Origin of the sequence: Herbaspirillum rhizosphaerae, assembly GCF_046025915.1 — a bacterium.
GTDB lineage: Bacteria > Pseudomonadota > Gammaproteobacteria > Burkholderiales > Burkholderiaceae_D > Herbaspirillum > Herbaspirillum rhizosphaerae_A.
The window spans coordinates 1-14,572 of sequence record NZ_JAQQFR010000025.1 but is presented as its reverse complement, the minus strand read 5'-3'; the positions used below and the strand labels follow the sequence as shown (position 1 = coordinate 14,572).

Here is a 14,572-nt window from a genome sequence, read left to right as displayed (position 1 = left end):
TACGGCGGGCTTTTTTTCGTCCGGCGCTTTTTGCTTTCTTTCTGCCTGCCATCCCTGCAACCCGCTTCCGCTATCATCGCTATTTCTTCCTGGCTATGCCGAAATCCCTGTTCATGAATCTACCTCTGCACAATTGGCAGGCGCAATTTGTCGCGTTGGCCAGCAAGCTCGCCGACAATGACGGCGCACACGATATCAATCATTTGCATCGCGTATGGCATACCGCGCAGTCCTTGTTGGATGCGCATCCTGAAGCCGACGTACTGATCGTGCAGGCCGCTTGCTATTTGCATGACCTGGTGAATCTGCCGAAGAACGACCCACAGCGTCACACAGCCTCGCAGCAAGCAGCAAAGCTGGCTTGCTGTCATTTGGAGACGATGCATTTCCCATCGGACAAACTCGCAGGACTGAAGCATGCGATCGAAGCGCACAGTTTTTCTGCAAACATTGCGCCTGAGACAATAGAGGCAAAGATCGTGCAGGACGCCGACAGACTTGATGCACTGGGCGCAGTCGGGCTGGCGCGTTTGTTCTACACCGCCGGACGCATGGGCAGCCAGCTCGCCCATCCCGAAGATGCGGCAGGATCGCGACGCATCCTCGACGACAAGCAGTACGCTCTCGATCACATTGCCTGCAAACTGGAGACGCTGCCGACGAGCATGCAGACCATCGCCGGCCGCCGCCTCGGTGAAGAACGCGTGCAGTGGCTGCGCGATTTCCGGACGACCTTTATTACGGAATGGGAGGGTGCCACTGCCGATTGAAAACATCTGGCGGCACAGCCTCACCGCTCGCATTTTGCTGATTGCCTTCACGTTAACAAATTGAAATGCGATGCAGGATAAATCCGTCGTTGTTACAAAAGGCTGATGTTTCTTTGCGAACCAAGCTGTTTTCTCCTCGTCATATTTCTATCTCAGCATCGTCGAGGAGGTAACGTGGCAAGTCAGGAACAGCAACAACAAAATCAGCACCAGCGCAGGCACCAACCACGCTGGAGCATCGCCGACCTGGATTTTTCTCGCATCGACTTGCGGCGAGTCCGCAACGATGAAAACACTTTCTATCTGGTGGCCTGCGCGTCTTTCGTTGAAAGCGGCTCCGATCTCTATACCCACAACCTGCTCGACTTCTTTAGCGACAACGCTGAAGTCGCGACCTGGTTACGAGAGGAATGGGAAGTAGAGGAACTGCAACACGGTCGCGCCCTGCGCGCTTACGTCGAACACGTCTGGCCTGAGTTCGAGTGGCAAAGCGCTTATGACAGCTTTCTCGCTGAATACGCTACTTACTGCAAGGTTGAGCTGCTGGAGCCGACCAAAGCGCTGGAAATGGCGGCACGTTGCGTGGTCGAGACCGGCACGGCGACGTATTACAGGGCGCTGTCGCGCAGCGTGAAGGAGCCGGTTCTGCGGGATCTGGCCGCGCGCATTTCCAACGACGAGGTCAATCATTACAAGCATTTCTACCGCTATTTCCGCCAATATCGCGAGCGCGAAGGCATCGGCCGTTCGCGCGTACTCGGCACGCTGAGCCGCCGCACGCTGGAAATGCGGAATGAAGATGCGGATTGCGCGATTCGCCACGTGTTGAAATTTCGCGATCCGGAGCGGGCAGACGATACCGCCTATTTAAGAGAGCTGAGCACCCGCATGAGCGCCACCGTGCGCACCAATTTGACGCCGGAGATGACGCTGAAGATGATCATGCGCCCGCTGGAGCTGCCGCCGCGCATACAGACCTGGGTGCAATATCCGATACAACAGCTGATGCAACACGTGTTTTTGCGCTAAAAACAATCACGTCCTCCCCGATTTGCACCAAATTGCTCCTGTTTGGGGCAAATCAGGATTCGCCGCACCGTCGCCATTTTTGTCATCACTAAAATGGTGCGATAGTGCCTGCCCGCTTCTACAAAGCCTGAAAAATCGACAGAGATTGACGAATTGTCATTGGCACGCAATCTGCTAAAGCAGAGAGGCAGTCAACAAACTCTCATTGATTCTTCTAACTGTAGGAGCACTTCATGTCACGTCGCACTATCCTAAAAGCAACAGCACTCGGCGCGTTCGCACTTGCAGCATCCTCCTGGCTCCCAGCTGCTTTCGCTGCAGACACCATCAAGGTCGGCATCCTGCACTCGCTGTCGGGCACCATGGCCATCTCTGAAACATCGCTCAAAGATGTGGCGTTGATGACAATCGATGAAATCAACGCCAATGGCGGCGTCATGGGCAAGAAGCTCGAACCCGTCATCGTTGACCCAGCATCCAACTGGCCACTGTTCGCTGAAAAAGCGCGCCAGCTGATTTCGCAAGATAAGGTTTCCGTCGTGTTCGGCTGCTGGACTTCGGTCTCGCGCAAATCGGTTCTGCCGGTCTTCAAGGAACTGAACAGCCTGCTGTTCTACCCTGTGCAATATGAAGGCGAAGAGCTGGAAAAGAACGTGTTCTACACCGGCGCAGCACCTAACCAGCAAGCGATTCCTGCGACCGAATACCTGATGTCGAAAGAAGGCGGCGGCGCCAAGCGTTTCGTCCTGCTGGGCACCGACTATGTCTACCCACGCACGACCAACAAGATTCTGCGCGCCTTCTTGCACAGCAAGGGCGTGAAGGATTCCGACATCGACGAAGTCTATACACCGTTCGGCCACTCCGATTACCAAACCATCGTCGCCAACATCAAGAAGTTTTCTGCAGGCGGCAAGACAGCGGTGATCTCGACCATCAACGGCGACTCCAACGTGCCGTTCTACAAAGAACTCGGCAATGCCGGCCTGAAAGCGACCGACGTGCCTGTCGTGGCGTTCTCGGTGGGTGAAGAAGAACTGCGCGGCGTGGACACCAAGCCACTGGTCGGCCATCTGGCTGCCTGGAACTACTTCGAATCCGTGAAGAATCCGGTCAACACCGCCTTCATTAAGAAGTGGAAAGCATACGCCAAGGCCAAGGGTCTGCCGAACGCCGACACAGTCGTGACCAACGATCCGATGGAAGCAACTTACGTCGGTATCTACATGTGGAAGCAAGCAGTTGAAAAGGCCAAAACCACCGACACCGACAAGGTGATTGCAGCGATGAGCGGCCAAACCTTCAAGGCACCGTCCGGCTACACGCTGGAAATGGACAAGACCAACCATCACCTGCACAAACCAGTAATGATCGGCGAAATCAAGGCCGACGGTCAGTTCAACGTGGTCAACAAGACCAAGACCACCATCCGTGCGCAACCATGGAGCCCATACATCCCGGGCAACGAAAGCAAGCAAAAGATGTAATGCAGTCGCTTGCCATGTTTGGTTAGTTGAGTAGTGCCCGCTGCATGTTCCATGCAGCGGTTTGCAAGACCTTGCACCGGACGTCCGACATCCCGTCCGGTGCAATCAACGCCGCATTCTTCATTCGGAATCGCTCCCTGAAGTTTTTCCTTGAAGCGCGTGCATGCATCTCAGATATGCGTCGTAAGACCGACTTTCTTTCCGTCTTGCAGTGCCACCGAAAAGAACCATGAGACTTCTCCCCAAGATCATTGCCTCCGCCTTGCTGACAGGCTGGCTGTGCACCCAGGCGATCAGCGCGCACGCCGCGATCGATCCGGCGCTGCTCAAGCCGCTGGCCGGCGACGACCCTGATGCGCGGATTGCCGCCGTCACGCAGATTGCCGCTTTGGCCAATGCCGATGCACAGAAAATCCTCAACGCCATCAATAGCGATGCGCTGTACGCCACGCCAGCCGGCGACGTACTGATTATCGAAGACACTGAGGCGTTCAACCCAGCCACCGACAAGACCGGCCCGGCACCTGACGACGCCGAAGGCATCACCGTCAACAACCGTCTGCGCGGTGTGGTCGAAGGTGCCTTATCGGGACTCAAGCTGTTCTCGCCGAACCGCGCCACGCGCCTGACCGCCGCGACGGAATTGCTGAAGACCGCCGACGCCGCACAGACGCCGCTGATCAGCAAGGCGCTGGCGGCGGAAAAAGATCCACAGATCCAGGAAGTGCTCAAGCAAGTCGTCGCCACCGCCAACCTGCATGCGCCTGACGCGGCAGCACGCAAGGCCGCCGTCAAAGCGCTGGCCGACACCACCAACGCCAACCTGAAACCGGTGCTGGAGCAAATGCTGGCCAAGAATCCCGACGGCAGCTATGTCGAAACCGATGAAGGCGTGCGCATCGAAGCCGTGCGCACAATGTCGGCGCTGGATCGCCACCTGGCCATCACCGAATTCGTCGGCAAATTGTTCTACGGCGTCTCGCTGGGCAGCGTGCTGCTGCTTGCCGCGCTCGGTCTGGCGATCACCTTCGGCCTGATGGGCATCATCAACATGGCACACGGCGAGTTGCTGATGATCGGCGCTTACACAACCTATGTGTGCCAGTTGGTGTTCCGCAAATTCTTCCCCGGTGCGATCGATGCCTATATCGTCGTGGCATTGCCGGCAGCCTTCATTGTGGCGGCTGCCGTCGGTATCGCGCTGGAACGCCTGGTGATCCGCTGGCTCTACGGCCGTCCGCTGGAAACCCTGCTGTGCACCTGGGGTATCAGCCTGATGCTGATGCAAGGCGTGCGCTCGATCTTCGGCGCGCAAAACGTCGAAGTCGCCAACCCGAGCTGGATGTCGGGCGGCATCACGGTGCTGGGTTCGCTGGTGCTGTCGTATAACCGGATCGTGATTATCTTCTTCGCGCTGTTTGTGGTGGTCGCCGTATGGCTGATCCTGAATAAAACGCGCCTCGGCCTGTTTGTGCGTGCCGTCACGCAAAATCGCCGCATGGCTGATTGCGTCGGCGTGTCGACCGGCAAGATCGACATGATGACCTTCGGCCTCGGTTGCGGCATCGCCGGTCTCGGCGGCGTGGCCTTGTCGCAACTCGGCAATGTCGGCCCCGACCTCGGCCAGGGTTACATCGTCGATTCCTTCATGGTGGTCGTACTGGGCGGCGTCGGCCAACTGGCAGGCACCGTGATTGCAGCGTTCGGCCTGGGCGAGGTGAACAAGTTCCTGGAGCCGGTCGCCGGCGCCGTGCTGGCCAAGATCGCCATCCTCGTGTTCATCATCGTGTTTATCCAAAAGCGCCCGCAAGGCCTGTTTGCACTGAAAGGCAGGAGCGTGGAATGAGTACCCTGAATCTACCTTTGAAACCTTCGCTGTTTTCGCGTCCGGCGTGGATCGGCATCGTGGTCTGCACGGTGATCCTCGGTCTGCTGCCGATCCTGAATCTGATCTTCCCGGCCGGCCATCCGCTGTCCATCTCCAGCTATACCATCGCACTGATCGGCAAGTTCATGTGCTACGCAATGGCGGCACTGGCGCTGGATCTGGTGTGGGGCTATACCGGCATCCTGTCGCTGGGGCACGGCGTGTTCTTTGCGCTGGGCGGCTATGCACACGGCATGTACCTGATGCGCGCGATCGGCCACGACGGCGTGTATCAGAGCGACTTGCCTGACTTCATGGTGTTCCTCAACTGGAAGGCTTATCCATGGTACTGGTGGATGACCGAGCATTTCTGGTTCGCCATGCTGCTGGTGGTGCTGGTGCCGGGCGTGCTGGCTTTCGTGTTCGGTTACTTTGCCTTCCGCTCGCGCATCAAGGGTGTGTATTTCTCAATCATCACGCAAGCGATGACCTTCGCCTTCATGCTGCTGTTCTTCCGCAACGACACCGGCTTCGGCGGCAACAACGGCTTTACCGACTTCAAGCGCATCCTCGGCTTCACCATCACTGCGCCGTCGACCAAGGCCGTGTTGTATCTGGTGACGCTGGCCTTTCTGCTCGGCTCGCTGCTGCTGTGCCGCGCCATCGTGACGTCGAAACTGGGCCGCGTGCTGCAGGGCGTGCGCGACTCCGAATCGCGGCTGATGTTCATCGGCTACAACCCACTTTGGTTCAAGCTGTTCGTGTGGACTTTGTCGGCGGTACTGTGCGGCATTGCCGGGGCGCTGTATGTGCCGCAGGTCGGCATCATCAACCCGTCGGAAATGTCGCCGGCCAACTCGATTGAAATGGTGATCTGGGCGGCCGTCGGCGGACGCGGTTCGCTGCTCGGCCCGATCATCGGTGCGTTCACCGTCAACGGTCTGAAGAGCTGGTTCACTGCCGCTTTCCCGGATCTGTGGCTGTATGCGCTGGGCCTGATCTTCATCCTCGTGACGCTGTTCCTGCCGCAAGGCATCCTGGGCCTGATCAAGAAACTGAAGAGGCAAGAAAAATCAGATCCATCCAAGGAGGCCGCATGAGCGAAATGTACAACCGGGCGGCACCGCAAGACACTGTCGATAACGGCCAGCATGCCGATCACGGCACGTCCTACGCACGCATTAAACCGGAAGGCGTCGACACCACGCACGGCGCCATCCTGTATCTGGAAAACATTACCGTATCGTTCGACGGTTTCAAGGCGATCAACAATCTGAACCTCGACATTTCGGTCGGCGAACTGCGTTGCATCATCGGCCCCAACGGTGCCGGCAAGACGACAATGATGGATGTCATCACCGGCAAGACGCGCCCGACGGCGGGTACGGCTTTCTTCGGCCAGAGTATCGATCTGACCAAGATGACGGAATACGAAATCGCCCATGCCGGCATCGGCCGCAAGTTCCAGCGGCCGACGGTGTTCGAGCAGCATTCAGTTTTTGAAAATCTGGAAATGGCGATGAAGATGGACAAGCGCGTGAAGACGACCTTGTTCGCGCGCCTGAATTCGGAACAGATCGGCAAGATCGAAGAGATCCTCAAGCTGATCCGCCTCAACGGCCAGGAAAACCGCGTCGCCGGCTTGCTCTCGCACGGTCAGAAGCAATGGCTGGAGATCGGCATGCTGCTGATGCAGGAGCCGCAATTGCTGTTGCTGGATGAACCTGTCGCCGGCATGTCGGACGCCGAAACCGTACGCACTGCCGAGCTGCTCAACGAGCTGCGCGGCAAGCACTCGATCATGGTCGTCGAGCACGACATGGGCTTCGTCGAAGAGATCGCGCAAGGCGGTAAGGTGACCGTGCTGCATGAAGGCTCAGTGCTGGCCGAAGGCACGATGCAGCAAGTGCAATCGGATGATCGCGTGATTGAAGTGTACTTAGGCCGCTGAAGCCAGGGACGAAAAGAATATGCTGCAAGTCAATCAACTGAACCAATACTACGGTGCCGCGCACACATTGCGAGGTGTGTCGATCAACGTCGAAAAGGGCAAGTGCCTGTCGCTGCTTGGCCGCAATGGCGTCGGCAAGACGACGCTACTGAAATGCCTGATGGGCGTGCTGCCGGTCGCCGCCGGCAACGTCACTCTGGAAGGTCGTGACATCACCAAACTCAAGCCGTATCAACGCGCAGGATTGGGGATTGCGTACGTGCCGCAAGGCCGTGAGATCTTTGCCCGCCTGACCGTGGAAGAAAACCTGCTGATGGGCATGGCCACCAAGTCCGGCCGCAAGGCATCGAGCATCAAGGGTGAGGTGTACGAGCTGTTCCCGGTACTGAAGGAAATGCTGCACCGTCGCGGCGGCGATCTGTCGGGCGGGCAACAACAGCAATTGGCGATTGCCCGCGCGCTGCTGGCCGAACCGAAACTGATCATCCTCGACGAACCGACCGAAGGCATCCAGCCGTCGATCATCAAGGACATCGGCCGCGTCATCAGTCTGCTGCGTCAGCGCGGCGACATCGGCATTCTGTTGTGCGAACAGTACTTCGATTTTGCGCGCGAGCTGGCCGACACCTTCGTCGTGATGTCGCGCGGGGAAGTCGTCGCTTCCGGTGTGCAAGCCGAGATGGATAATGAAGACGTCAAGAAGCATCTGGCGGTATAAGAGTACAAGCGCCCAGACACCACTTCGCCGCTGCCGGTATGGATGTTGACTCCGGCTGCGTGCGCGGGGTGCTTTTTCGCATCAGGTCTGCTATAAAAGCACATCGTCGCCGTCCTGACCTCTCACAAACAATTGCATGAAACGCATCATCGATCCTGCCGCTGCCGTCACGGAGTCGGGCCAAGCCACCGTCACCTCCATGGCTTCTGCACGCCATCAACAGGCGCGGCTGACGCTGGGCTTCGCCGACGATGCCGGCACCACCCGCATGATCGAGCGCAGTCACTTCGGCCCGCTGCGTGTGCAAAAGCCGCTCTATCCTGAACATCCTGCCGTCTGCCACGCCGTCATCGTCCATCCACCGGGCGGCATCCTCGGCGGCGACGTGCTCAACATCACAGCGCATGTCGGCGACAACGCCCATGCCCTGCTGACCACGCCGGGCGCCGGCAAATGGTATCGCGCCAACGGCTTCGTCTCGCAGCAGCAAGTGTCGCTGACTGCAGCTGCCGGAGCCGCGCTGGAATGGCTGCCGCAGGAAACCATCTTCTTCAATGACGCCGACGTGCGCATGGAGCACCAGGTCGAGCTCGCTGCCGATGCCACGTATATCGGTGGCGAAATCCTGTGCTTCGGCCGCACCGCATCGGGCGAATCATTCGCCAATGGCCGTGTCAGCCAGCGCACCAGCATCCGCCGTGGCGGCAAGCTGGTATGGTTCGAACAAGGTGCTTTGCACGCGGGCACTTCGTCGATGACGAGCCCGTTGGCATTGGCTGGTTATACGGTAAGCGCGACCTTGATGGCTGTCGGCTTGCCGCTCAACGCAGCTTTCCTCGGTGAGTTACGCGAGCAAAGCAGCGCGCTGGCGCAAAACGGCAATGGCCGCAGCGGCGCCACGCAAATGAAACAGGTATTGGTGCTGCGTTATCTGGGCAACTCCAGCCAGATTGCGCGGCAGTGGCTGACGCATGCATGGCAGCGCATCCGTCCGGAATTGATGCAGCGTGAAGCGATCGTCCCGCGCATCTGGAATACGTAGATAAGCAAGACTGACAGAATCAAGGAGAACGCATGGAACTGACCCCACGGGAAAAAGACAAGCTGCTGATTTTTACGGCAGCCCTGGTGGCTGAACGGCGCAAGGCGCGCGGCCTGAAACTGAATTATCCGGAAGCAGTGGCGCTGATTACTGCCGCCATCATGGAAGGTGCACGCGACGGTCGCACGGTTGCTGAACTGATGTCGGAAGGCACCAAGATTCTGAGCCGCGCCGATGTCATGGATGGCGTGGCGGAGATGATCCCCGATATCCAGGTCGAAGCGACTTTCCCGGACGGCAGCAAGCTGGTCACGGTTCACCACCCTATTCCTTAAGGAGCGTCGAGATGATTCCAGGAGAAATGCTGGTTGAGCCGGGCGACATCGAACTCAACGTCGGCCGCGCTACGGCCACGGTAACGGTGGCCAACAGCGGCGACCGTCCGATCCAGGTCGGATCGCATTTTCACTTTTTCGAAACCAATCCGGCGCTGAAATTCGACCGCCAGATTGGTTACGGCATGCGTCTGAACATCGCCGCCGGCACCGCGGTCCGCTTCGAGCCGGGCCAGGAACGCACGGTGGAACTGGTGGCGCTGGCCGGCGACCGCAAGGTCTATGGTTTCAACGCCAAGGTGATGGGCGCACTCGACAAGAAGGGAAACAAATAATGGCCAAGATTTCACGTCAGGCTTATGCCGAGATGTTCGGCCCCACCGTCGGTGACCGCTTGCGTCTGGCCGACACGGAACTGTTCATCGAGGTCGAGAAGGATTTCACGACCTATGGTGAAGAAGTAAAGTTTGGCGGCGGCAAGGTGATCCGCGACGGCATGGGCCAGTCGCAACGCAACTATAAAGATGTCATGGACACCGTCATCACCAACGCCGTGATCGTCGACCACTGGGGTATCGTCAAGGCCGACATCGGCATCAAGGGTGGCAAGATCGCGGGCATCGGCAAGGCCGGCAATCCGGACATCCAGCCCGACGTCACCATGGCTATCGGCGGCGCGACGGAGATCATCGCCGGCGAAGGCATGATCGTTACTGCCGGCGGTGTCGACACCCACATCCATTTCATCTGCCCGCAGCAAATCGAAGAAGCGCTGATGAGCGGCGTCACCACCATGATCGGTGGCGGCACCGGGCCTGCGGTCGGCACGGCGGCGACAACCTGCACGCCAGGTCCGTGGCATATCCACTCAATGCTGTCGGCGGCGGATGCCTTCCCGATGAATCTGGGTTTCCTCGGCAAGGGCAACGTCAGTCTGCCGACACCATTGGAAGAACAAGTCCATGCTGGCGCCATCGGCCTGAAACTGCATGAAGATTGGGGTTCAACGCCTGCGGCCATCGACAACTGTCTGTCGGTGGCGGATCGTCTTGACGTGCAGGTCGCAATCCATAGCGATACGCTTAACGAAGGCGGTTTTCTCGAGCATACGCTCGCCGCCTTCAAGGATCGCACCATCCACACCTTCCACACCGAAGGCGCGGGCGGCGGTCACGCACCGGACATCATCGCGGCGGTTGGTGAGAGCAATGTGCTGCCGTCCTCGACCAATCCGACGCGCCCCTACACCGTCAATACGCTGGATGAGCATCTGGACATGTTGATGGTTTGCCATCACCTTGATCCGGCCATTGCCGAAGACATTGCTTTCGCCGAATCACGCATCCGCCGCGAGACGATTGCTGCGGAAGACATCTTGCATGACATCGGCGCGATCTCGATGATGTCGTCAGACTCGCAGGCCATGGGTCGCGTCGGCGAAGTGATCATGCGCACCTGGCAGACTGCGCACAAGATGAAGACACAGCGTGGCTCGCTGGCGCAAGATCCGTCGCGTCATGATAATTTCCGCGTCAAGCGCTATATCGCCAAGTACACGATCAACCCGGCGATCACCCATGGCATTTCGCATGTGGTCGGTTCGCTGGAAGTCGGTAAAGTCGCCGACATCGTGTTGTGGAAGCCGGCCTTCTTCGGTGTTAAGCCGTCGATGATCCTGAAGAGCGGCATGATCGCCGCAGCGCAAATGGGCGATCCGAACGCCTCCATCCCGACACCGCAACCGGTGCATTACCGCATGATGTTCGGCGCGTATGGCGGTGGTTTGAAAACGTCGATGACGTTTGTGTCGCAGTCGGCATTCGATGCCGGCATCGGCGAGATGCTCAAGTTGAACAAACCGGTTGTGCCGGTGAAAGGCATGCGCAATCTGCGCAAACGCGACATGATCCACAACGGCGCGACGCCAAAGATGGAAGTCGATTCTGAAACTTATGAAGTGCGAGCCGATGGTGAATTGCTGGTCTGCGAACCAGCCAAGGTGCTGCCGCTGGCGCAACGTTATTTCCTGTTCTGAATATCGCTTTCTTAAAATACCATGCTGACCCTGAATACCAAAATTGAACACGCCGAGAAGATCGACGGCGAATTGCTGTTGCCTTACGACCAACGCGAAAAGAGCCGCCTGCGCGCAACCATGACCTCGGGCGAAGAAGTCGCCGTCTTCACTGTACGCGGCACCGTGCTGCGTAACGGTGATCTGCTGCGCGGTGACGATGGCCGCGTGGTCAAGATCAATGCCGCCAAGGAAGCCACTTATCGCGTCGAGGCAAGTTCACCGCATCAGTTGCTGCGCTGCGCTTTTCACCTCGGGAACCGTCATACCCAGGCGCAAGTCGGTGAAGGTTTCCTGCGTATCCGCAAGGATCCGGTACTGAAGGAAATGCTGGAAGGCCTGGGCGCGCTGGTGGCTGAGGAAGAAGCTGCCTTTGAGCCGGAGTCGGGTGCGTATGGCGGCGGCCATCACCATCACGGCGACGATCATCATCATCCGCTGGCGCCGATTCCCGTACGTCAAAAGATTCATCGCCCCGGCGATAAGTCGGTTTAATTGGCAGAACGCGCCATGCAAGCACAAGCCCTGCTTCATCTGCTCCAACTGACCAGCCCTTCGTTGCCGATCGGCGCGTACAGCTATTCGCAGGGACTGGAGGCGGCCATTGAAAACGGCACTGTGAAGAACGAGGCTGGTGCGCGTGCGTGGATTATCGATTCGCTGCATGAAGTAGTTGCCCGCTTCGAAGCGCCGATTTTATGGCGCTTGCTACAGGCTTTTACCGAACGTGACGCAGATGCCGTGGCATTGTGGAACGAACGTTTTATCGCAGCACGCGATACGGCCGAGTTTCGCGCCGAGACCATACAGATGGGTTACTCGCTGAGCAAGCTGGCAATCGATCTGAAAATCGGCGATGAGTCCTTGCTTGGTCTGATGCAGGCACAAGGTGAAGTGCCCTTGCCGACGGCATTGGCTTATGCTGCTGTAGCGCTGAACGTGCCGCACGACGCCGCCTTGCTGGGCATGCTGTTCGCGTGGGCGGAGAATCAGGTGCTGGTCTGCGTGAAGTCCGTACCGCTGGGTCAGGTTGCAGGTCAACGGTTATTGTTGTCATTGCAACCGGAGCTGGAAGCGGCAGCAAAGACGGCGCAGGAGTTGGCCGATGATGAACTGTCGAATTGGTCGCCGGGCTTGTCGCTGCTGTCGATGCAACATGAAGTGCAGTACAGTCGCTTATACCGTTCATGATGTATCGATACTAATTAATCCAGTCAGCGATCACATGGCCATTTGAATTTATAGAATCCATTTTCGTACATAAAACCCAGATATACACTCGAGATAAACATGAGCAATCCATCCTCCCCCAATCCATTGCGCGTCGGTATCGGCGGCCCGGTCGGCTCCGGTAAGACGGCCTTGTGCGAAATGCTGTGCAAGCGCATGCGCGACCATTACGACATGGCCGTCATCACCAATGACATCTACACCAAGGAGGACATGGAGATCCTGCTGCGTGCCGACGCCTTGCCGGCAGAGCGTCTGATGGGTGTCGAAACCGGCGGCTGCCCACACACGGCGATCCGTGAAGACGCATCAATCAACCTCGAAGCGATCGCGCGCATGAGCGCAGATTTCCCGGATCTGGACCTGATACTAGTAGAATCCGGCGGCGACAATCTGGCGGCAACATTCAGCCCGGAACTGTCGGATCTGACGATTTATGTGATCGACGTTGCCGGCGGCGAGAAGATCCCGCGCAAAGGTGGCCCCGGTATCACGCGTTCGGATCTGCTGATCATCAACAAGACCGATCTGGCACCTTATGTCGGCGCCAATCTCGACATCATGGCGCAAGACGCCAAACGCATGCGCGGCGAACGTCCGTTTGTGTTTACCAACCTGCGCAGCGGGGATGGGGTCGAGACGGTGATTGAATACATCCGCAAGCAAGGTTTGCTGGACGAAAAGAAGCAGGCTTGAAGAAGCGGGCTTGAGATTCACGTTATTCAGATTAGCTTTGCGCGCGTGCGCATCCACGAGAATTTATACGAAGGAGAAAAACATGTTCCGACTTTCCACCAAGACTGCAATGCGCGCCGGCGCATTGACCATCGCAGCGCTGGCAGCAGGCAGTGCCTTCGCCCATCCAGGCCATCCCGAGTCACTGATGACGGCGTCGGGCAGCTTCGGCGCCGGCTTCGCTCATCCGTTTTCCGGCATTGACCATTTGCTGGCGATGCTGGCAGTCGGTCTGTGGGCCGCACAGAACAAGCGCTCCGCCATGTGGGTGTTGCCGCTGGCATTTCCACTGATGATGGTGGTTGGCGCGTTGCTGGCATTTGCAGGACTTGAATTTCCGGCTGCGGAAACCGGCATTGCTGCCTCGGTCGCCGTACTCGGCCTGCTGATTGCCTTCGCCGTGAAGATGCCGCTGTGGGCAAGCACGCTTGTGGTGTCGCTGTTCGCAATGTTCCACGGTTATGCGCACGGTAGCGAATTGCCGCATGGTTCCTCGGCAGCGATGTATGGCCTGGGTTTTGTACTGGCAACGGCGCTGCTGCATGCAGCTGGCCTGGGAATTGGCCTGTTCGCCGGCAAGCAGATGGCAGATAAGGTAGTCCGTATCGGAGGTATTGGTATTGCCGCTGTTGGTGCGTATCTGCTTGCAGGTGTGTAATGTATTGAAGCCTGATCAACGATATCGCCGATGAGTTTCGGTGATCAGGTTGATTTAAGAGCCGCGTTCCGACGCGGCTTTTTTATTGTCCGTACGGCGTGTGGTTTGTCGGAGATGCAGAAGGGGCACGGCACAATGATGCTGCGAAGGCCATTGGTTGTTCATGGCGAGCATTTGATAAGAGCGGCTTGTGGCACTAATCACTGCTCTACTCCCGTTCTATTGTTCTACTGATATCGCGTTTAAGCATTCCGGTAGTTGTTGAAGCGTTCGGCTAAGCCCGGCCATTTAAATGAGGTTGATGATAGGAGATGTTTTCGGATGATAGAGAAGTCGGGCAGTCGATAGAAGCTGCGGCTTGTCGAAGATGAAGCTGATACAGAAGCAGGATGGCCTAAAGCGGAGCAGATAACTAGCAGACAGATCTGTCTGCAATCAGAACGATGGACGCGTATCGATGATGTAGGCCGTCACGTCGGGGCAGCAATGTTGTGGAATGCAGAGAGATATTGCGAGAGCTGGAGAGTAAGCGCTGAAGATTGTGCGTTGAGTTGCGGGCGGTATGCAGAGGGAATAGCAATGAAGTCAGCTGTCTTCCTGGGATGAGGAGAGTTGCCGAGTACGAAGCGTAAAGGCGTGCGGTGTTGTGAAGTTTGGGCGGGTTATTTGCGCGCAC

General features: G+C 57.8%; 15 protein-coding genes. All 15 read left to right on the top strand.

What is annotated here, in order from left to right:
• Positions 1 to 113 precede the first annotated feature (113 nt).
• Positions 114 to 770: an HD domain-containing protein gene (locus PQR63_RS23335; protein WP_408170645.1), complete on the top strand. Its 657-nt coding sequence runs from the start codon at positions 114 to 116 to the stop codon at positions 768 to 770.
• A gap of 174 nt (positions 771 to 944) precedes the next feature.
• Positions 945 to 1,799, top strand: coding sequence for a ferritin-like domain-containing protein (locus tag PQR63_RS23330; RefSeq protein ID WP_408170643.1), 855 nt, complete (start codon positions 945 to 947; stop codon positions 1,797 to 1,799).
• 233 nt (positions 1,800 to 2,032) lie between these two features.
• Positions 2,033 to 3,286, top strand: a complete 1,254-nt coding sequence (gene urtA, locus PQR63_RS23325; RefSeq protein WP_408170641.1) for an urea ABC transporter substrate-binding protein — start codon at positions 2,033 to 2,035, stop codon at positions 3,284 to 3,286.
• Positions 3,287 to 3,515: 229 nt separating this feature from the next.
• Entirely contained in the window at positions 3,516 to 5,132 is a 1,617-nt protein-coding gene (gene urtB, locus PQR63_RS23320; protein ID WP_408170639.1) for an urea ABC transporter permease subunit UrtB, read from the top strand.
• A complete protein-coding gene (gene urtC, locus PQR63_RS23315; protein ID WP_408170637.1) occupies positions 5,129 to 6,253 on the top strand; it encodes an urea ABC transporter permease subunit UrtC in 1,125 nt (374 codons plus the stop codon). The genes urtB and urtC overlap by 4 nt, the downstream gene beginning before the upstream one ends.
• Positions 6,250 to 7,104, top strand: a complete 855-nt coding sequence (gene urtD, locus PQR63_RS23310) for an urea ABC transporter ATP-binding protein UrtD (protein WP_094561947.1) — start codon at positions 6,250 to 6,252, stop codon at positions 7,102 to 7,104. Before urtC ends, urtD begins: the two co-directional genes overlap by 4 nt.
• Before the next feature lie 19 nt (positions 7,105 to 7,123).
• Positions 7,124 to 7,822, top strand: a complete 699-nt coding sequence (urtE, locus tag PQR63_RS23305; RefSeq protein WP_408170635.1) for an urea ABC transporter ATP-binding subunit UrtE — start codon at positions 7,124 to 7,126, stop codon at positions 7,820 to 7,822.
• A 136-nt stretch (positions 7,823 to 7,958) separates the two neighbouring features.
• Positions 7,959 to 8,864 (top strand): urease accessory protein UreD, encoded by a 906-nt coding sequence (locus tag PQR63_RS23300; protein ID WP_408170633.1) that lies wholly within the window; start codon positions 7,959 to 7,961, stop codon positions 8,862 to 8,864.
• Between the two features lie 32 nt (positions 8,865 to 8,896).
• A complete protein-coding gene (locus PQR63_RS23295) occupies positions 8,897 to 9,199 on the top strand; it encodes an urease subunit gamma (RefSeq protein WP_007881339.1) in 303 nt (100 codons plus the stop codon).
• An 11-nt stretch (positions 9,200 to 9,210) separates the two neighbouring features.
• Complete coding sequence (locus tag PQR63_RS23290) at positions 9,211 to 9,534, top strand: urease subunit beta (RefSeq protein WP_094561944.1); 324 nt, start codon at positions 9,211 to 9,213, stop codon at positions 9,532 to 9,534.
• The gene (ureC, locus tag PQR63_RS23285) at positions 9,534 to 11,234 is read left to right on the top strand and encodes an urease subunit alpha (RefSeq protein ID WP_408170631.1); all 1,701 of its coding nucleotides are present in this window, start codon (positions 9,534 to 9,536) and stop codon (positions 11,232 to 11,234) included. Before PQR63_RS23290 ends, ureC begins: the two co-directional genes overlap by 1 nt.
• 21 nt (positions 11,235 to 11,255) lie before the next feature.
• The gene (gene ureE / locus PQR63_RS23280) at positions 11,256 to 11,768 is read left to right on the top strand and encodes an urease accessory protein UreE (protein ID WP_408170629.1); all 513 of its coding nucleotides are present in this window, start codon (positions 11,256 to 11,258) and stop codon (positions 11,766 to 11,768) included.
• 15 nt (positions 11,769 to 11,783) lie between these two features.
• Complete coding sequence (locus tag PQR63_RS23275) at positions 11,784 to 12,464, top strand: urease accessory protein UreF (RefSeq protein ID WP_408170627.1); 681 nt, start codon at positions 11,784 to 11,786, stop codon at positions 12,462 to 12,464.
• 99 nt (positions 12,465 to 12,563) lie between these two features.
• A complete protein-coding gene (gene ureG / locus PQR63_RS23270; RefSeq protein WP_007881349.1) occupies positions 12,564 to 13,199 on the top strand; it encodes an urease accessory protein UreG in 636 nt (211 codons plus the stop codon).
• A gap of 82 nt (positions 13,200 to 13,281) precedes the next feature.
• Complete coding sequence (locus tag PQR63_RS23265) at positions 13,282 to 13,896, top strand: HupE/UreJ family protein (RefSeq protein ID WP_408170625.1); 615 nt, start codon at positions 13,282 to 13,284, stop codon at positions 13,894 to 13,896.
• Positions 13,897 to 14,572: the final 676 nt, after the last annotated feature.